General features: G+C 34.0%; 16 protein-coding genes. 13 read left to right on the forward strand and 3 right to left on the reverse strand.

All coding sequences use genetic code 11. The features are described from left to right. Nucleotides 1-6: 6 nt before the first annotated feature. Nucleotides 7-93, forward strand: a complete 87-nt coding sequence (locus ACFO3N_RS14975) for an IS3 family transposase (protein ID WP_379798166.1) — start codon at nucleotides 7-9, stop codon at nucleotides 91-93. Between the two features lie 74 nt (nucleotides 94-167). On the opposite strand, the gene ACFO3N_RS14980 is transcribed toward ACFO3N_RS14975, so the two are convergent. The 3 genes from ACFO3N_RS14980 to ACFO3N_RS14990 form a co-directional block, all read right to left on the reverse strand. Next, on the reverse strand, nucleotides 168-572 hold the full coding sequence (locus ACFO3N_RS14980; protein WP_379799228.1) for a helix-turn-helix domain-containing protein: 405 nt from the start codon (nucleotides 570-572) through the stop codon (nucleotides 168-170). 155 nt (nucleotides 573-727) lie between these two features. Beyond that, nucleotides 728-1,270 (reverse strand): DUF3575 domain-containing protein, encoded by a 543-nt coding sequence (locus tag ACFO3N_RS14985; RefSeq protein WP_379798933.1) that lies wholly within the window; start codon nucleotides 1,268-1,270, stop codon nucleotides 728-730. A gap of 74 nt (nucleotides 1,271-1,344) precedes the next feature. Then, complete coding sequence (locus ACFO3N_RS14990) at nucleotides 1,345-2,499, reverse strand: helix-turn-helix domain-containing protein (RefSeq protein WP_379798935.1); 1,155 nt, start codon at nucleotides 2,497-2,499, stop codon at nucleotides 1,345-1,347. Between the two features lie 369 nt (nucleotides 2,500-2,868). On the opposite strand from ACFO3N_RS14990, the gene ACFO3N_RS14995 reads away from it, so the two are divergent. From ACFO3N_RS14995 to ACFO3N_RS15050, 12 genes are all read left to right on the forward strand, one after another. Continuing rightward, nucleotides 2,869-3,573: a hypothetical protein gene (locus ACFO3N_RS14995; RefSeq protein WP_379798937.1), complete on the forward strand. Its 705-nt coding sequence runs from the start codon at nucleotides 2,869-2,871 to the stop codon at nucleotides 3,571-3,573. 2 nt (nucleotides 3,574-3,575) lie between these two features. Further along, complete coding sequence (locus tag ACFO3N_RS15000; protein ID WP_379798939.1) at nucleotides 3,576-4,277, forward strand: M23 family metallopeptidase; 702 nt, start codon at nucleotides 3,576-3,578, stop codon at nucleotides 4,275-4,277. A gap of 240 nt (nucleotides 4,278-4,517) precedes the next feature. Then, nucleotides 4,518-4,703, forward strand: coding sequence for a bacteriocin (locus ACFO3N_RS15005; protein WP_379798941.1), 186 nt, complete (start codon nucleotides 4,518-4,520; stop codon nucleotides 4,701-4,703). 267 nt (nucleotides 4,704-4,970) lie between these two features. Continuing rightward, nucleotides 4,971-5,348, forward strand: a complete 378-nt coding sequence (locus tag ACFO3N_RS15010) for a nuclear transport factor 2 family protein (RefSeq protein ID WP_379798943.1) — start codon at nucleotides 4,971-4,973, stop codon at nucleotides 5,346-5,348. A 293-nt stretch (nucleotides 5,349-5,641) separates the two neighbouring features. Beyond that, nucleotides 5,642-6,475, forward strand: coding sequence for a helix-turn-helix domain-containing protein (locus tag ACFO3N_RS15015; RefSeq protein ID WP_379798945.1), 834 nt, complete (start codon nucleotides 5,642-5,644; stop codon nucleotides 6,473-6,475). A 71-nt stretch (nucleotides 6,476-6,546) separates the two neighbouring features. Then, nucleotides 6,547-7,995, forward strand: coding sequence for a serine hydrolase (locus ACFO3N_RS15020; protein ID WP_379798947.1), 1,449 nt, complete (start codon nucleotides 6,547-6,549; stop codon nucleotides 7,993-7,995). Between the two features lie 423 nt (nucleotides 7,996-8,418). Then, on the forward strand, nucleotides 8,419-10,035 hold the full coding sequence (locus ACFO3N_RS15025) for a T9SS type A sorting domain-containing protein (protein ID WP_379798949.1): 1,617 nt from the start codon (nucleotides 8,419-8,421) through the stop codon (nucleotides 10,033-10,035). Nucleotides 10,036-10,071: 36 nt separating this feature from the next. Next, entirely contained in the window at nucleotides 10,072-13,290 is a 3,219-nt protein-coding gene (locus ACFO3N_RS15030) for an RHS repeat domain-containing protein (RefSeq protein ID WP_379798951.1), read from the forward strand. A 10-nt stretch (nucleotides 13,291-13,300) separates the two neighbouring features. After that, on the forward strand, nucleotides 13,301-18,634 hold the full coding sequence (locus tag ACFO3N_RS15035) for a DUF6443 domain-containing protein (protein WP_379798953.1): 5,334 nt from the start codon (nucleotides 13,301-13,303) through the stop codon (nucleotides 18,632-18,634). Further along, complete coding sequence (locus ACFO3N_RS15040) at nucleotides 18,634-19,401, forward strand: hypothetical protein (protein ID WP_379798955.1); 768 nt, start codon at nucleotides 18,634-18,636, stop codon at nucleotides 19,399-19,401. The genes ACFO3N_RS15035 and ACFO3N_RS15040 overlap by 1 nt, the downstream gene beginning before the upstream one ends. Nucleotides 19,402-19,403: 2 nt before the next feature. After that, complete coding sequence (locus tag ACFO3N_RS15045; RefSeq protein WP_379798957.1) at nucleotides 19,404-19,856, forward strand: hypothetical protein; 453 nt, start codon at nucleotides 19,404-19,406, stop codon at nucleotides 19,854-19,856. 717 nt (nucleotides 19,857-20,573) lie between these two features. Further along, complete coding sequence (locus ACFO3N_RS15050; RefSeq protein ID WP_379798959.1) at nucleotides 20,574-21,020, forward strand: hypothetical protein; 447 nt, start codon at nucleotides 20,574-20,576, stop codon at nucleotides 21,018-21,020. Nucleotides 21,021-21,085 lie beyond the last annotated feature (65 nt).

A 21,085-nucleotide genomic window follows, 5' to 3' on the forward strand; every position in this document is an offset into this window, starting at 1 on the left:
GAGTATATAAATTATTATAACAATGACAGAATTAAACTTAATCTAAAAGGAATGAGCCCGATACAATATCGAGCTCATTATTATAAAACTTAATTATTAATTTGTCTAAACTTTTGGGTGCAGTCTACAAAAGTCTCTTTTTTTTTTAATATATCTTTTATATATGATTATTTATTAATTAACTTCTCCAGTTTTGCCATCATTTCATCTTTCTCTTTCAGCATACGCTCAAACAATACAATTTTTTCTTCGTGAAGTTTTTTTAATTCTTCAATCGGATTGTTATTAAACACATCAATTCTATTGTTGAACATTGCGTTATCCGAGAAATTACATGAAATTAAATTCACAGCTTTTTCTTCATCAAAATTCTGAAAAGCTTCAACAGGAATTTTTAAAGAATTTGAGATTTGTTTAAGTAGAGAATCCTCGATTATATCTTTCTGCTCCAGCATAGAAATTTTCTTCTGGTTCCAATCTTCGCCCAGATCATAAGCCAATGCTTCTTGTTTGATGCCAAGCATTTCTCTGAATCGTTTTACGTTTCTTCCCTGATGAATTTTCTGTTCCATAAATGAATCTTGATTTTCTTTAAGGCTCAAAGATAAAGCCATTTCGATTAAAAAATCTGAATTTCAAAGATAAAAAAATATCCCATAAAACGTCTTTTTTGTCAGATATTATATATAATATGGAATAGTTTGTTTTTTTTTTTAATGGAACTTCTTTAAAATCGATATCCCGCACTCAAACCAAATTTCATAACCATATTATGATCGGTTTTATTTGCATTAAAGAGCAAAGCACCATAACCAATATTAGCTTCAAGTAAAAATCCGCTTTTGCTGACCCACTTCCAGCCTCCGTTTACTCCAAGAGCAAAATCAATGACATCCGAATTTTCTGTATATGTAGAAGGATTTTCAGATGTATATACTTTTTTACCATCTATTGAAGTCAGCATTCCAAATCCTTCGGCAAACCATCCAGAAGCATATTTTTTGCCGAAATACCTTCTGTAATAAGGAGAAACAGAGTAATTCATATCGTTACTAGTGTCTGTGGTTAACACTTGATAATAATAAATTCCGATTGATGATTTTGCATTTAGATGTCTTTCGTAACTTATATTCAGAGACTCGTTAAATGCTGCAATTGCATTTATGGTAATGTCATTGTTTTTCTGATAAGGATTTGATTCGATTTCGTTTTGAGCTTTCGCACAAGAAAAAGCAAAAAGAATAATAAGTAGTAAATAATTTTTTTTCATAAAAAGGAATTTGATTTATTGAATGTCAAAAATCAAATAATAAAGATTTTATGAGGTTTCAAAAGCTTAAAACTTTACAAAATGGAACTTATTTTTTGAGTATTTCTATATTCGTTTGGCGTCTGGCCGGTAACTTTTTTAAAAGCGTTGTAGAAAGTCGTTTTAGAAGTAAATCCAGATTCTAACCCCATTGTTAAGAGATTGTAATTTTCAAATTCAGCATTTAAAATCATTTCTTTTACAGCTTCCACACGATATTGATTGATGTAATTGGCAAAATTATCTCCCGTTATCGCGTTTACAATTTGCGAAAGATATCCTGTACTTATACCCAGTCTTTCAGCAACTTTTTCTCGGTTTAATGTACTATCAGTATAAATATGATCTTGTTTACAAAGAAGTTCCAGTTTTTGAAAATAAAGATTAGCAGCCGTTATTAGTTCTCTGTTTTCTTCTTTACAATTATTTTCTGAAATGGAAAATGTGGTGTTATCTGCAATTGCTAAATCTGTATTTAGAAAGTTGTAAATACTGTTTTTGTCTTTAGCCAGTTTGTATTTGTAAATGCCGAAATAAGCAGTCCAATGGATTAAAAATGCTCCGAATAAAGCTAAAATTCTCATCATAGCCGAAATGTCAAATTGGAAAAACAAAGCGATAAGGATGGTAATAACCCACGAAAATAATAATGTAGAAACTAAGCTTAATAATATAATTACCCATTTTGTTTCCTGTTTATCTTTTAAGTGCTTTATCATAAAATAAGAATAAAGCAACACGAAGGGGATAAATGTAAGCGCTAAAATAAGTGCGATCTGATTTAACACATCAATTATTTTAAGCCCAAATTCAGGAATTTTATATAAACCTGTTACACTATCAAGGTCAGCTGTAATATTAACAACAGCCGAATAAGCAAACGGAATAAAAAATAAATATACTTTTTGTCTACTTTTTACAGCATCATCGGCTCGATTTATAATAAATAAAAAGATGAAAACAGGCAAAAGAAAAGCAGTTTCAACATCGTCAAAAAAGCGTAAAAAAGGAAAACTTGTATAAGTGTCTTCAATCTCGAAAACCAGATTTAGTAGAAGTAATGAAAGCGTAAATATCGAATAGGCCAGATATTTGTTTGATTGACTATTGAATAATGAAGACTTTAAAATAATTAAGCCTAATACTATTCCCTGAAAAATCGCAATATTTAGAAGTGTCGTATAAATCAAGTTTTTAGTATAAAATTGTTTTTTGGATTCGGCTTTTTGGTTATTCTTGACAATTGCAATAATCAGTTATTTGTAAAAACATAGCTTATTTCATACGAATTGACAAGGCGAATTTATGGTAACGCAAATGATTTTCTAAACGGATTAAGAAATGATTAACTAAAATGATTTCTGTACAAATCAAACCGAAAAACTTTTCTTTAGTTGGTTGATTTATAAAGGATTTTTGAAAGATATTTTGAATTTCCATCTTATAAAACTGAAGCTTCACGAGTTCGGATTTCTCCAGTGTTAAGATTTTGAAACCTCGTCAATTTGCAATTCATATAGTTTTGGCCAATGATAATCAACTTAATCATCTCAAATTATATGAAATTAAATCGACTCTTGTTTAGTGCTGCGATTTTGTCTGCGGTATCTCTTCAATCTCAAACGACACAAAAAAAGAATCAGCTCGAATTCTCTGTTGGAAACAATTGGGGATATTTGAAAAATCTCGAATTTGCTCCTGTAGCAACGTATGATTATGAGGGTTTGGTGTATAAATTAAACTATACGCGTACCAGTAAAAATGATAATTTATTTGAGGTAAATTTCGATTATCTGTCATCAGAATTAAAAACAGATAAGTTATCCAATCTCAACACAGATTATTACAAAGGCGGAATGCACTTTTCGTATCTAAAAAGAGTGTACGACAGAAATAGATTTTCGATACACGCAGGATTGCAATCGCGAACTTCTTTGGCTGCTTATCATGATGGAGATTACATTACGTTTCATCAGGAATTTGGAATTGTAGGCAGATTCAGTTATCAGATAAATGAAAAGCAATATCTGTCTTCAAAATTAACCCTTCCTTTTATGCTTCTTAGAGTTACCAATGCCGAAGGTAAATTTTACACTTTAGATAATTATCAGAGTGTATTTTGGGATTTAGAATATGGTTACAAGCTTTCAAACCATTTTGACGTAAAGGCAACTTATAACTTTAATTATTCTCGACTTCAAACTCCAAGTTCTTATAGAGAATTACAGCATCAATTAAATCTTGGTATTAACTATAAATTCTAATCATGAAATATATCAAATCTGCAGTTTACGTTTTTATATTCACATCTTCTTTTTCACTCCTATCTTGTGCGGATATGCTAATGGGAGACGAAGGAAAAAACGATGAAGAAATCTATTTAAATTACAAAACCAAAACAGTATTAGAACTGCCTTTTGAAGACGACTGGTATATCGCTGCAGGCGGAAAATCGCTAGAAGAAAATCATCATTTTACGCCTAATCGACACCAGAGATATGCTCTTGATATAGTTCAAGTAATAAACAATAGCGGTAGAACAGGAGACGGAACCAAAAATGAAGATTATTATTGTTTTGGTAAACGCTTGAATGCTCCTGGTGACGGAAAAATTATTGCGATGGAAAATGCCATAGAAGACAATGTTCCTGGAGTTAAAAACACAAAACAAACATTTGGCAATTACATTGTAATTGATCATTTGAATGGGGAATATTCCTTTATGCTTCATTTTAAAAAGAACTCCATAATAGTTGCAGTGGGAGATACTGTAGTGAGAGGACAGCAAGTAGGCTTGGCGGGAAACAGCGGTTATTCTACTGGGCCACATTTGCATTATCATTTGCAGACAACTCCATCGCTGGCAACAGGTATTGGTATTCCGATGCAATTTGTGAACTACTATACTAACGATGTTTTTACAGAAAGAGGAGAACCTCTTACAGGTCAGACAGTAAGGAAAAATTGAGAACTACCATTCAATAAATTAAAGTATTCTTGGAATTTAAAGTTAATAATTAAATAAAAGTTGAAAAAATGAGGAAAACCGTAAAAATCAACCACTTAAATAAAGTATATTCGTACAAGTTTTTAGGTTTTACATTTATTTATTATTAAATATAGAAAACATTCTGCGCGAGGATAGACAAAAATCTCAAGTGTCTTTAAATGATTGGGGTATTAACTGAATTTTAAAAACTTTATCATTATGTTTAAGAAAATTTTAAAATTGGAAGGAGCTCAAGAATTAACTAAAAATGAGCTAAAAGCAGTAAAAGGAGGAGTTACAGAAGTTTGCGCTAAAGCGCTTATAAGTGGAGAAGCAATCTTAAAAAATGGTGCATGTCCTCCTGAATATCCTTTAGCAGGTGGAGGTTGTTGCTTCTCATTGTAATAGTTAATTTTATAAAAAAAATAAACTAATACTCTTGCTCTGTTGATTGTATAAAAAACAATCTTCGATAATAGAGTTATATTTTTAAGAAGAGAGAAACTTGTTTCTCTCTTTTTTATAATCAAAAGAGAAGATTTGATTTATGATTGTCTTAAATAAGATAATTATCAAGAAGCTTTCTCACGAAATTAAATCTATGTTAAAAGAGCAATTTTATTTCAATATTAATGTGAAATTTGTGAAATGTCTAATTAACAACGAGATAATATGGAAGGGCAAATTATAGAATTGGAAAAAAAATACTGGCACGGAGTTGAAAACAATGACTATGAAACGGTAAGAAATCTGACGTCGTTTCCTTGCATAGTGGCAGGAAAAAATGGTGTTCAGAGTATTAGCGAGACCGAGTTAAAAAAAATGTTCGATTCTGGGCAAACCAATAAAATAAAAGTGCTGAACATCTATGATGTAAAAGAAAAACTAATTGCCGAAAATACTGCGGTAATAGGATATCGTCTCGATTTTGAGATAGTAGATCAAAGTCAAAAAGAACCTATAAAGTGTGTTTGCACTTCTACCTGGATTAAAGAAAACAGCAAGTGGTTATGCCTGATGCATACTGAAACAGAGTTGGAAAAGAATTAGGTGTCTGAAACATCACACTTGTGAATGTGAAAAATATAGATAAAATAGCTTCAGAGAAATCTGGAGCTTTTTTATTTAGTAAGGAGAAGCATTCAAACATCTAACCAGATTATCTTTGATTATTACAATGTTTTAAAATGTACATCTTAACTTTTTCTCTTCTTTTTGTTTGCATAACCACATTTATAAAATAAGTTAGCGGTAATTTTAGTGAACCAAACGGCAAAAGGCCTGTTAGTGCATAACCAATTAAAAGTCTCGTTGACAGCTGGTGAATCCAATTTTTATAAACTATGAAAATAAAAGTTTATTCCCCTTTAAATCCTTTACTTAAAAAATACATAGAGTGTATTTATATACTCACGCATACATCTGAAGAAAAACCTGCCCAATACATAACCTTTCCATCTATTTTTACCATTGTATCAATAAGTGAAAAATCAAAAACTATTAATAAAGGAAATAAGTTAATAATTGGGCAATGCGATGACAATAAGATTGAAACAAATTTGGTATCCAATTTCAATAAGCCGGTTTATGTTCAATACGAAGGAGAAATAAAAGAAATTACTATCTATTTTAAGCCGTTAGCTATTAATTCATTTTTGGAGCATGAATTGAGCCATTATAATAGTTCAAATTTTTCTAAATTTTCACCCTTTGAAGATTATAGAAAAGCTATGATTGAAATTCTTTCCTTGCAAAATGACATCGAAAAAATTCAAGCTGTTGAAAGTTATTGGTTATCCAAATTAATAGGGTTTCAGCATGATTTTCTTGAAACTATTTTGTCTGAAATTATGAGTGAGGAAAATGATGCTCTAACAATTACAGAACTGTGCAAAAAAAATGCTATTTCACGCACAACATTAAACAAACACTTTGGCAGGCATATCTGCAAAACACCATCTCAATTCAAAAAGATACTAAGATTTCGAAATGCGGTTAATAAATACTCATCAAACAATACAAGAAACAGCTTAACGGATATTGCATATAGTGTTGATTATTTTGACCAGTCCCATATGATAAGAGAATTCAAATCATTGACAGGGTTCTCTCCTAAAGTTTTTTTTGAAAAAACAACTGCGCTAGAAAGAAAACAAGTACACTGGCTGTTTTTATAGGTTTACATTTATACAATTTTTCGTTTTATGGTTAAAGTAGTTTTGTCTCTTTAATCATAAAATGATACCATATGACAACCCGTCAAATATATTTTATTACATCGATCTTCTTTGTAGCGCTTTTGCAACCTATCGCAGTCAAATCACAAAATTTGGAAAGTGTAGTTTATCCGATAAGGTCTCACTTAAAAAACCTTGAAAAAGAAAATAATTTAAGTGGGGTGGTTCTTATTGCAAAAAATGGCAAACCAATATATAGGGAAGCATTTGGTTTTGCCAATTTGCCAGACAGTATAAAAAATAAGCCAGACACAAAGTTCAACTTAGCTTCTATAAACAAGATGTTTACAGCAATAGCTATTATGCAATTGGTAGAATCTGGCAAAATTTCGCTTCAAGACAAAGTAGGTAAATATCTTGCAGATTATCCCAATAAAACTGTTGCCGACTCTGTAACAATCTACCAATTGTTAACGCACACTTCAGGAATGAACAGTTTTTGGGAGGAATACGATAAGCTTGCAAAAGAAAAATTCAAAACGGTTTCTGATTACCTTCCTTTGTTTGTCAATAAAAAACTAGCCTTTGCTCCAGGTATCAGCTTCTCGTATAGCAACTCTGGATACATGGTTTTAGGATTAATCATAGAAAAAGTGTCGGGTCAAAATTATTTTGATTATGTAAAAGAATATATATACAAACCTTCAAAAATGATTAATACTGATGCTTACGAATTGGATAATGTTATTCCAAATTTAGCTACTGGCTATACAATGTCACTAGAAGAACCAGGGCTGTGGAAAAATAATATTTTCGTAAATTTAGCAAAAGGAACTCCTGCAGGTGGCGGCTATTCAACAGTTGACGATTTGCTGAGTTTTGCCAATGCTTTACAAAACGGTCGTTTACTTAGTAAAGAAAATATTGCTCTTTGTACATTGGGTAAAGTGAAGTATAGAGAAGGAATGTATGGATATGGATTTGAAGAAAACAAAATAAACGGACACCGAATTTTTGGACATACCGGTGGGCATGATGGTATTGCTTGTGAACTAATGATTTATCCGGATTTGGGTTATACTGTTGTTATTCTAACAAATGGAGAAGTTGAAAATTATTGGGAAGTAAGTAATCTAATTAAAAAACAATTAGTGGGTTCAGCACCATCAATTGACAATTTTTTTTATACTAAAGATATAATTAAGATAGTATGCTATAAAGGTTATGAAGCTGGCATTAAAGAAATAGAACATAATTCGAAGAAGTATTCATTAAGAGAAAATCTTATTGAAAGATATGGTTGTAAGCTATTGTTCGAAAAAAAGACGAATCAGGCAATAGATTTATTTAAGTTAAATAATCACCTTTTTCCAGACTCAACCTATGGCTATTATTGTATAAGTGAGGCGTATAGGTTTTCGGGTCAAAAAAAGCAAGCAATTGAATATCTAAAGTTATACATTGAAAAAGAGCCAGAAGATAATGATGCTAAATTAAAATATAAATTGCTAATGAGATAGCTTCAATTAACAGCTTCTCCAACGGATTTGGGCAATTGGCTTAACGGTAAAAAGGTTTTTGTGCTTAGAATTATTTGCTTCGTCTGTTTGCTATTCCTTCGATGGCACATTCGGGGGCAAAAAGCTGTTCAAATTTCAAAAATTTCAAAAATAAATATTAAATTAAAAGCTTCAGAGAAATCTGAAGCTTTTTTTGGTTTCATAGTAAATCTTCATTTATTTTCAGCAATCAAAACCATCAATTATCTCCGAATACTTCAATCTAAAAGAGGTAATAAGTTAAAAGTTAAACAAAAGTTAAGTCTTTACGGAAAGCCGTAAGGAATCGATAAAACATTGCGTTATTTTCGCCGCACTCAACTAATAACCTCAAATTTATTAAAAATGCGTATGTGGAAATTTTACTTACTACTCTTTTTTTTAGTGTCATTTATTACCCATTCTCAAGATATTCTTTGGGAGAAATCCTATGGAGGGACACATGCCGATTACCTTTTTGATGCCCAGCCAACGGCTGACTATGGCTTTATTCTGGCTGGAAGTTCGGTTTCGGGCAAAACGGGAAGCAAAGCCGATGACAATCATGGTGATCTGGATTACTGGATCTGGAAAATGAAAGAAAATGGAGATCTCGACTGGCAGAAAAGCTATGGAGGATCAGGGTTTGATCTTCTCCAAAGCATTAAAAATACCCGAGATGGCGGATTCATTCTTGCTGGAACTTCAAGCTCTTCGAAAAGTTTTCAGAAAAAGGATAACTGCAAAGGTCTTTCAGACTTTTGGGTTATAAAACTAAATGCTGCTGGAGACGAACAGTGGCAGAGAACTATAGGAGGAAATGGTCAAGAAGAACTCTTGTGTGCTTTTCAAACTAAAGATGGAGGCTATATTTTAGGAGGTTCTTCAAGTTCCAGCCCGATTTCTATATCAAGTTCTAAGATTGATGAAAACTCTTTTGCTCCAGACATTTATTCTAAAACAGAAAAATGCAGAGGCAGCATGGATTATTGGGTTGTCAAATTGGATAAAGAAGGTGTTATCCAATGGCAGAAAACTTATGGAGGGGAATATTCCGATATTTTGAGGAGTATGGAACAGACTGCAGATAACGGTTACATTCTTGCCGGATATTCTAATTCTCTAGTTTCAGGTGATAAAACGGAATCTAGTAAAGGAGGCGGCGATTATTGGATTCTTAAGCTAAATGATTTAGGAGCAATTGAGTGGCAGAAAACGTATGGAGGAGACGGAGATGATCAGCCTTATGTAATACATCAGACTAAAGATGGAGGATACATCTTGGGCGGAAACTCAAACAGTTCTAATGCATTAACTACAGAAGGCGGAATTGTTGCCAACGGAACAGACTATTGGATTCTTAAACTAGATAAAGAAGGTGGCGTAATTTGGAGCAAAACTTTCGATTTTGGTAAAGTGGATATCTTAACCTCATTGGTCGAAAATGTAGATGGCACCTATTTAGTTGGTGGTCATGCACGCAATTCAGCTCCTAGATCAGGTAATGGTCTAGTTTCAAAAGCTGCTGGATTAATTGCCAAGGAAAAAGATGGAATAAACGATTATGTTGCTTTAAAAATTAGTGATAAAGGTGATGAAATTTGGAATAGAACCGTAGGTAGCGGAGGTGAAGATATTTTAAGAAAACTTGTTGAGACCAGAGATGGTGGCTATCTAATGGCGGGAACTTCAAATGGTTCATCAAAAGACAAAAATTCGAGCATCGGAGGCAATGATTTCTGGGTGGTCAAATTGAAAGATAAACAGAAGGTTGAAAAGGTAAAAGCTAGTATTGAGGCAATTCCTAATCCAGCGAATGTATACACCAACGTGATTATAGGTTATGATTATACGGAAGGCACTGCAACGCTAGTTGATATGCTGGGAAGAATTTTGCAGCATTTTAAGATTAATAGCAGAACTGTTCCCGTAAACTTAAATGGTTATGCTGAAGGGGTTTACATAGTTAAGATTCAAACAGATGTGAAAACGGAATCAGTTAAAATAATTAAGAAGATTTAATACCTACAATAAATGCATTCTATAAAATTACAAAGCATGCTAAAGTTTTTATGCCTGCTTATGATCACGTTCTCTATAAGTGTTAATGCACAGAACGATACAGACGAAATTCAGCCAAATTATACACCGCCATCACCAGCAACTGCCAGTTTAGGGAGTTTTGGAAATATACCTGTAGGACTGAATACGGGAAAACCAAATATTAATTTAGAAATATACAATCTGAAAGAAGGGAGCATATCTATTCCAATTTCTATAAGTTACAGTTCAAGTGGAGTTGCTGTAGATGCAGTAAGTTCGCAATTAGGTCTTGAATGGAACTTAATATCATCGGGAGTAGTAAGCCGGCAGATTAACGGTTTTGATGATTTGAGAACAGATTTTTTTTCCCCTGATCCCGAAACTAGCGAATTTTGTATGGTTCGTTCACAATTGGCATCTACAACAGCAAAAAGTAATACTGAGAAGGATATTTACAGTTACAGTGCCTTTGGAATTTCAGGCAAATTTATTTTTGATGGAGATAATATTCGTGAAATCCGTCCAACCAAGAATAAAATTGAATTATTATATGCATCTGGTGTAAATGGATCTGTCCTAAAGTATTTTAAAATAACAGATACAAACGGCACGGAGTTTTATTTTGGCGATGCTGATACTGCGATTGAAATATCAAACAATAAAAATCTTTGCGGAAATTCGATACAGACCTCGGGACAGACAGGCTGGTATCTGACTAAGATAAAAAAAATAGATGGTACGGTTGCGTCCTTTAAATATACGATAAAAAGCTATAGCTTCAATCAAGCATATAGCCAGATGGCCAGAAGCCAGGGAGAAGTTGTACTTAGTCCTGCAAGCGTAAGCGTACCTTGCGTAAGCAGCGTTGTGAATCATTCCGTTCCTTTTCTTGAAGAAATAAGGATAAATGACAAAAGGATTGTATTTGAATATGAAAAGCTTGATCTCACTATAAGAGATAGCGATCAGCTGACTAAAATGACTGTCTTTAAAAATGACACAGAAGTTTTTAAAAGTTTTGATTTTTCGTATTACCTGCTGTCTAGAAATACGTCTTCAGACGTTTTAAATCCATATACCACAAGTTCTGGTGTAAACAACAAGCTTATTTTCCTGAAAGAAATTAAAGAATATACTTCAGATCGTTCCGCTTTTATCCCTAAATATTCATTTGAGTATTACAGTCCAGAGATGCTTCCTCCAAGATTCTCATTTTCAAAAGATATTTACGGGTATTACAATGCTGCCCGAAATTCTAATTTTGTCTATAACAATATAGGCCCGCTAGATCCGCTGCTTTACCAGCCATTCTCAACAGTAAAATCAAATAGGGATGCCAATGTTAATACAGTGAAGTATGGCATGCTAAAAAGCATTACATATCCGACAAAAGGCTATACGGAAATTTTTTATGAGCCTAATTATGTGGAGGTAGAAAAGAGGATTTTTCCTCAGGCAATTCCTGTATCTGCCAATCATCAGGCAGAAGCGGGCGATCGAGAAAGGGTAGAAAAAGAATCTGACCCGATACAGATTAAATTTGATCAGACAGCTGTTTTAAATGGCTGGGCTGAAGAAAATTTAATTGATGGTGAACGTTGTACAAATGTTATAGCTAAAGGTGCATCCTGTACCGTACAGCTTATTAATGTCCTGACCGGCGAAGTCGTCAAATCTGTTACGGCAGATCCTTCTTTCTCCATGGAGGTAAGCCTAAAAGCTGGGGTGACCTACAAAATTAAAATTACCACAATGGTATCCTGCATGAATGCAGAAGGGAGGCTGAGCTATTATAATGAACCGATGCGTACAGTAAGGGTACTCGAGCCCGTTGCAGGAGTGAGAGTAAAGAGGACTGTAGACCATGATGATAATAACCATGAAGTGGTTAAAGAATACTACTATCATGATCTGGATTGCGATAACTGCAGCAGTGGCTATTTTGCTACCTCAAATCCAGCAGGAGTCAATAATGTAGATTTGAAAGTTTCTGGAGCTAATGCCCAGTATACCATGCATTCCAGCCCCAAAAAACCTCTTTCTTCTTTTGATGGGATTGTCGTATCGTACGGAAAAGTGATTGAGTCAGAAGGGATAAATTATGCAAATGGTGGCGTTTTGCATGTCTTTGACAATAATATGGATGAGGAGCCAGCACCAGTCTGCTATGAATACCTAAGAGGAGCTTCATTTTCTAACGGTTTTTCCAATGGCGAGGTCAGCACTTTTAAATTTAGAAAAGAAGGGGTTATAACAGTGCCGCTTATGCTGGAAGAGATGTTTTATGGACATAACCCTTCTTTAGACGTCGCTTTTAATAATTTCTACGGAGGCGTGGCAGGCTCGCTTGTAGCTATAGGAACTGGTGGTGATGGAGGTCTTAATGGGCCTGGAATTACCACGGAACCATTTTTTGACTTTAATATTTACCAGACAAGGATTGAATGGCATTATCTGGCTCAGAAAAGAACAACTGTTTATGATTTGAATGGGAAAAATGGCATTACAACAGTAGTGGATTATTCTTATGATAATCCTGCCCATCTGCAGCTGACATCCCAAAGCACAACAAACTCAAAAGGAGAAAAAACGAAGGCAAAATTTTTCTATGCACTGGATCCGGAAATGAATGGTAAGCCATTTATAAATGAGATGATAGCGAAGAATGTTGTTGAAGTTCCGCTGAATATTTTAACGTTTAACGGAGATGATAAAATATCGGAAAAGCTGAATGTCTATGAAATGAGTTCGGAAACTGGCAGCCTATTAGTTCCAAAATATGTGTATGCTAATAAAGGGATGAATCCAATAGATGTTTCACAAGATTTAAAAATAACATTTAACAAGTATGATGAGAAAGGCAATGTATTGCAGTATACCCTTGAAGGGGGAATGCCTGTGTGCATAATCTGGGGATACAACAAGACACAGCCTGTAGCAAAAATAGAAAACGCTTCTTATGCAGAAGTATCGGGCTATGTTTCAACTATTCAAGACCAATCGAATACTGCGAATGAAAGTGCTCTTATAGGAGGGCTTAACGGTTTGAGAACAGCATTGCCAAATGCTATGGTAACCACTTACACGTACAAACCTTTAATAGGAATCAGTACGATTACAGATCCGAAAGGAATGGTTACAAGTTATGAATATGATGATTTTAACAGATTAAAATTGATAAAAAACAATAATGGAGAAATTATTTCTGAGAATATTTACCATTATAAAAACTAAAATGCACGATATGAAAAAGATAATACAGCTGATTTTATTATTTCTAATATCGGCTTTTTCCAGTTACGCTCAAGATACTATTCCTGCGATTAAAAAATCGATTTCTGCTCCTGTAATGGCACCAGCAGCTATAAAGGACCCTCCTTGCGATGACTGCCCTCTTGGCTACGATTGGAACAGGGATTTGGACAATGACGGTTATGGAGATCCAAACTACCATGTATATAGCTGGACAAAACCTAGCGGTTATGTTGCAAATCAAGCCGATTGCAATGACAGGGACAGTACGATTAATCCTGATACCGTGTGGTATCGAGATGCAGACGGCGATGGTTTTGGTACGTCAGCTTTAACAATAAAACAGTGTTTGCAGCCAGCAGGTTATGTTAGAAACGCATTAGATCTTAATGATTCAACACCATATATTACAAACATTACACCTCAGTATTTCTATCAAGACGCAGACGGTGATGGCTACGGAAATCCTAATGTTTATGTATATTACAGCTTTCAGCCAGGTGGCTATGTGGCTAATAATTGGGATTGTTATGATAGCGATGCATCATTAAATCCGAATACGGTATGGTATAGAGATGCTGATGGGGATGGTTACGGAAATGGCGGCGTAGCTGTTAACAGCTGCACGCAGCCTGGAGGCTATGTGAGAAACGCCGCAGATTACAATGACAGTACAGGAAATATTACCAATGTTGCGCCTCAGTATTTTTATCAAGATGCAGATGGAGATGGGTATGGAAATCATAATATTTATGTATATTACAGCTATCAGCCAGGAGGCTATGTAACAAATTATTTAGACTGTAATGATAATGATCCATCATTGAATCCTACTACTATATGGTACAGAGATGCAGATGCAGATGGTTATGGAAATGGAAATGTAACTGCGAGAAGCTGTAACCAGCCTGATGGCTATGTTAGAAATGCTGCAGATTATGATGATAACACAGGAAATATTACCAATATAGCGCCTCAGTATTTCTATAGAGATGCAGACGGTGATGGTTATGGTAATCCTAATGTTTATGTATATTACAGCTACCAGCCAGGAGGGTATGTGGCTAATAATTTAGATTGTAATGATAGTGACGGCTCATTAAATCCTAATACGGTATGGTATAGAGATGCCGATGGAGATACTTTCGGAAATGGAGGACTAACCGTTAACAGCTGCACGCAGCCTGGAGGTTATGTGAGAAACGCTGCGGATTATGATGACAGTACAGGAAATATTACCAATGTAGCGCCTCAGTATTTCTATAGAGATGCAGACGGTGATGGGTATGGTAATCCTAATGTTTATGTATATTACAGCTATCAGCCAGGCGGCTATGTTGCTAATAATGGGGATTGTTATGATAGCGATAGCTCACTAAATCCGAACACGGTGTGGTACAGAGATGCAGATGGAGACGGTTTTGGAAATGCTAATTTAACAGTTCAGAGTTGCACGCAGCCAGGAGGTTATGTGAGAAACGCCGCAGATTATGATGACAGTACAGGAAATATTACCAATGTAGCTCCTCAATACTTTTATTATGATAGTGACAGCGATGGTTACGGTAATCCTAATGTTTATGTATATTACAGCTATCAGCCAGGAGGTTACGTTACGAATAATTTAGATTGTAACGATAGCGATGCATCATTGAATCCTAATACCGTATGGTATCGCGATGCTGACGGTGATACATTTGGTACATCAACCTTAACAGTAAAGCAGTGCCTGAAGCCAGAAGGTTATGTTAGAAATGCCGCAGATATAGATGACAGTACAGCAAATATTACCAATATTCAGCCCCAATATTTTTATAGGGATGCTGATGGTGATGGTTACGGAAATTCTAATGTTTATGTAATTTACAGCTATCAGCCAGGAGGCTATGTTACAAATAACTGGGATTGTAATGATAGTGATACATCATTAAATCCTTATACAAAATGGTATGCAGATAGTGATCTGGATGGTCTCGGAGACCCTTCTGTTTTTGTGCAGCAATGTACTGCTCCTAATGGCAATTATGTTCGAAATAATTCAGACAATTGCCCATCTTTAGCGGGATCAAGTTCAGATTGCTCAGATATTTTAATTCCGTCTGCCGATCGCAATTATATTATCAGCAAAGTGTATAAAAAACCTAAAAAAGCAATAGTTGAGTCACCAGCTTTAGATGAGGTTCAAACAAACATAACATATTTTGATGGTCTTGGCAGAGCTATACAGCAAATTGCAAACAGACAGTCATTTACAGGCAAAGACATCATAACTCACATCACTTATGATAGTATTGGAAGGCAGGTGCAGGAATTTCTCCCATATGAAGCTTCTTCTACAGATATGTCTTATGCGACAGATGCTAAAGACGCGACAAATGCGTTTTATAATACGGAAAAATACGAAAACACTTCAAACCCTTTTTCTCAGAAAAAATTGGAACCGTCGCCTTTAAGCAGGATTTTAAGACAGGCGGCACCAGGAAATCCTTGGGCTATGGATAGCAGCCATGAAATTAAATTTGACTACGGGGCGAATGCAGCAGATGAAGTAAAATTGTATAAAGCTTCGGCTGCTTGGAATGCCGGATCTGGACTTTATGACATTTCCCTTTCAGATTCAGGATATTATGAGCCTAAAGAATTGTTTAAAAATATTACTTATGATGAAAACACTTCGGCAAGCCCTGCTGAAAGATCGGGTTCTACAGTAGAGTTTAAAAACAAAGAAGGGCAGATTGTATTAAAGAGAACCTACGATGCAGGAGAAAAACATGATACGTATTATGTTTATGATATTTACGGAAATCTTACCTATGTGATTCCGCCAAAAGCAGAAGGAAGCATTAATCAAGATATCTTGAATGGTTTGTGCTACCAATACAAATATGACAATAAGAACCGTTTGGCAGAGAAAAAACTTCCTGGCAAACAATGGGAATTTATTGTTTACGATAAATTAGACCGTGCTGTAGCAACAGGACCTGCATTTTCGCCTTTTAAAGATGAAAATGTAGAAGGCTGGATCATTACCAAATACGATGCATTTGGCAGACCAATTTATACAGGATGGAGCAATCAGGCTTCAAATACTGCAACGCGAAAATCTCTGCAGGATGCTCAGAACAATGCAACTGTTGTTTTTGAAAGCAGACAGACTTCTGGTTCAATTGATGGAATAGAAGCGCATTACAGTAATGTATTAGCACCGACAAGCTTTAAGCTTTTAACCGTTAATTATTATGATGGTTATGCATTTCCAAACGCACAGCCTCTCCCATCTACTATTGAGGAACAACTTGTTTTAACCAATGTTAAAACTCTAGCGACAGGAAGCTGGACAAGAGCTATCACTACAGCATCTTCAACAGCAGGAGAAACCAGCACAATATTTTATGATGATAAGGCAAGACCAATAAAAAACTATCTTCAGAATCATTTGGGCGGTTATACTTCAAGCGAAAGCAAGATTGATTTTGCAGGAAAAACATTGTACACCATTACCAAACACAAGAGAACATCTGGCGATGCTGAAATTGTGGTACGAGAAGAATTTACGTATTCGCCTCAGGATCGACTGCTAACACACACGCACCAGATAAACGGCGGAACAGTCGAACTTTTGACTTATAATAGCTATGATGCTTTAGGGCAGCTTGAGAGCAAAAAAGTAGGAAGCAGCGTTGGAAGCCCGCTTCAAAAAGTAGATTTTCAATACAATATTAGAGGCTGGCTAAAAGAAATTAATAAAACAAGCAATCTGCAGCAGGATACCGATCCTGCAGATTTATTTGCTTTCAAGATTAATTATGAAACCACACAGACCGATATATCAGATGTAAAAGCTTTATACAATGGAAACATCTCTGAAACATTCTGGAAAACGGCTTCAGATTTAAACGAAAGAGCCTATGGCTATAAATACGATAACCTGAACCGTCTTACAAATGCTGTATACGAGAAGAATGGTTTGACTACTAGTGCTTATGATGAAAACCTGTCTTACGACAAAAACGGAAATATCAAGACACTGAGCCGTAAAGGAGATTACGACCCTCAATTAGGCAATCTGGATATAGACGATTTGGTTTATACGTATCCGGCAAATTCAAACCAATTGTCTAAAGTTGCAGATAATTCTAACAACAGCAGCGGATTTAATGATGTGAATAAAACCGATGATGATTATAGTTATGATGATAACGGAAATATGATAGCGGATAAAAACAAAAATATTACCAGCATTACATACAATCATTTAAACCTGCCAAAGAAAATAACATTTGGAACAACGGGAAGTATTGAATACTTTTACAATGCGTCTGGACAAAAACTAGAAAAACAGGTTACCGAAGGTACTGTTACTGCTGTGACTAATTATTTAGGCGGATACCAGTACAAAGACAATGTTTTGGAGTTTTTCCCGACAGCAGAAGGTTATGTAAAGAATACTGCAGGAGCGCTTTCGTATGTTTTCCAATATAAAGACCATTTAGGAAACGTTCGTGTTAGCTATGCTAAAAACCCGACAACACAGGTTCTTGAAATTATTGAAGAGAATAATTATTATCCTTTTGGATTAAAACACAAGGGATATAATGATTATCTGCCGACAGCAAATAAGTATAAGTTCCAAGGTCAAGAATTGCAAGACGAGCTGGGACTTGGCTGGTATAGTTATAAATGGAGAAATTATGACCCAGCTATTGGAAGATTTATGAGTGTTGACCCTTTGACAGAAAAATATGAAGATTACACACCATATCAATTTTCTTCAAATCAACCAGTTCATGCAAAGGAACTTGAAGGCTTAGAAAGTTCTAATGATTTAAATAAACAAACTCCGACGCAAAGAGCATATAATCCAAAAACTGGTAATACGGATTTGGTTAAATTGGTAGTCTATGCCACAGCTGACTTCTTAGAAAGTATAAATACATACGTAAGAGAACAGGAAGAGCCGAGCAATAAAGAAATAACGACTACTGCAACTTCTAAAAAAGGCGGAGGTGAAAATGAAAAATCAACGGGAAAAAAAGTTGGAGATAACATTAGTGCCGATGCGTTTCTTGATGGTGCTCCTGGTGCAGCAAAAAACGGGAATAATCTTAAAAGTAATAAAGATATAATGAAGGGAGCAGCTGATTTAGGGAAATTATCTAGTAAAGTGGATAAGGCAATAAAAAGCGTTAAGGATGTTATTAAAGAAAATTCAGGTAAAGGAAATAGCCCATCGGATATGGTTCAGGTCGTTACTGATGCTAAAGACCCAAATAAAAATGTACAGGTGAGAAGAGACGTTTTAGAAGCACAAGAAAAAAAGAAATAATGAAAAAAATATATATAATAGTACTTGCCGTACTACTTTGTCTGATAGTTTTGTTTTTTTATTTTAAAGATGAAAAAGTATATACTTTTAAAGAATACAGCCCCTCAGGAAAATTAATCGGCACAAACGAATATGTGATTAGAAACGGTAATTCAATTCAGCACGGAAAGTTTGTAAATTATAATGAAAGAGGAATTAAAATAGCTGAAGGTAATTTTGTAAATAATGAGCCTAATGGAAAAAGTATTTATTATTTTGACAATGGTAAAATAGAATCTGTTCATTATAGAAAAAACAGTAAAGTTACAGAAGAAAGTATTTTTTACAATTCTGATGGTTTAATTAGGAAATATATTATGTATAATGATATCGGAGAGGCGAAATTTATTATCGATTTTGATGGAAAAACAGTAAAAAAGTATGATGGTTATGCGACCTATCCAGTAAATCAATATAAAATTGAAAAAGAAAAAAAGTATGAAATCCATACTCGAGATACTCTAAAAGTTGGTGATGTTATAAAATATGAATATTTACTAGCCAATATTCCAAATGCCAAAAGAACTTTTAAAATAGAAACGGAAGGTATTGATAATTCAAAGGTTAAACGAACCATTACTAAAGAAGTGCCAACACGCATAGTTGTTGAAGAAGTTTTAACCAAAAAAGGACTTAATCGAATCAAAGCAATAACCCAATACACATTTAATGATAATGTTACGCGAGTAAAAAATGATACAGTTACTTTTGATGTTAATGTAAAATAAAAATGATAGTAGTTTCAAAATTTGAAAAGCTTTACCTTTTAAGAAATGTTTTTGTACCGATTATTTGTTTTGGTTTAAGTGCTTTGCTTGTAGATGTTAAGATGTATTATAAAAAAGATGCTGATGTCGTTTTTCCTGTCATTTTTCTTTTAATCGTTGGGGTGACAGTTTTATTCTTTAACTTAAATTCTATTTATAAACTCATTTTGGATGAAAAGACAATCACAAAAATCTATGTTCTATCAGGAAAGAAAGAAAGTATTCCTTATACATCTATCAAAAGTTTAGACAAAGAATTTATAGACGGTTCTTATATTTACGAGGTTGGTCAAATTACTCCTGGGTATTACGATTATAAATTTAGCTTAGAAGATGATAAAGAATTGATTATATCTCCATCAAATTTTAAAAATTATAATCAATTAATTGTAGAAATTAATCTTCGTTGTGGTTAATAATATTTCAGCTGTGTTGGTGAAATTAGCAAATATTTTAATCATTTTATAACAAATATCCGTTAATCCTGCTCCGCAGGATCGACGGATATTTACTTTATAAGACTTTATCAAAATTTTAAATTGTTGATACTTATATCGTCACATTATACTTTGATAGTGTTTTAGAGCTACATATTACAATAAAAAAGCCACTTCTATTACGAAGTGGCTTTTAGTTAATAAGAAACGATATTATTACGGAATAGCCGTAAATGTACCTGTGGTGATATTGAATCTTTTTTCTACTATTTTAGTACCGTCACAGTAACCTAATGGAAAACCATTATCATTGGTTAAGTTACTAATATTGAATTCGCCTTTTAAGGTTTTTCCATCAAAACTAGTGATTTTTATTGTTCCAGATGTTTCGTCTGTATCCCAAAGGCTTACTTCTTTATAACAAAGCGATGAGTCATTTAGAGGTAAAAAGTAATAGGTGTTTTTTTGTGTATAAATTGTATGTTTTATTTACAACTAAGACATTATCAGTTGTCCTGATTGTCAAACTAAATATTTCTCCAGATGTTTCATCTGTATTCCAAAGACCCTGCTGCCATTGAAGCTGCCGGAAGAAATACAGAGGGAAATAGGGCAATTTTAGGTTCAAGTTGGAGTCCAAGACCTTGTGGTGGCTTATAACACTAATTATATTTAATATTAAAAAATTAAAAGACAATGTTACTAAAGAAAGCGTATTATTATTTTTATTATCAATTATATAAATCAACAAATCCTTCCTCTATTTTTCCGCGTTCATTTAGAGCAAGTTTATATTTAGATGTTTTATTTATATTTATAGGGTTTAGTAGTTTAAACATTTACGGAACTTTTATTGAGCCAGGTTTTAATATAGGAGATGGAAAATGGTGTATTATACTTTATATTGCTATAATATGTGTTCCTAATTATTTTATTTTTGAGCATAAAGCTCAATGGAAAGAAATTGTAAAGGAATTTGATAAATTACCTAAAAAAACAAATCAAATAGGACGTTTTATAGTTTTGGGTATTGTAGCTTTAATTATTGCAAGTTTAATTTTTTCAGTTTACTTAATGGACCAAAATGCAAAAGCAAATCATACAGGACCTTATTCTAAAGAATATATTGAACAAGAAAAATAAAGAATTGTTCCGACATATAAAACGAACAATATAACACAGCCACATCATGAGTAATCGTATTACTG

This window comes from Flavobacterium chungangensis, from assembly GCF_042654045.1.
Classification (GTDB): Bacteria; Bacteroidota; Bacteroidia; order Flavobacteriales; family Flavobacteriaceae; genus Flavobacterium; species Flavobacterium chungangensis.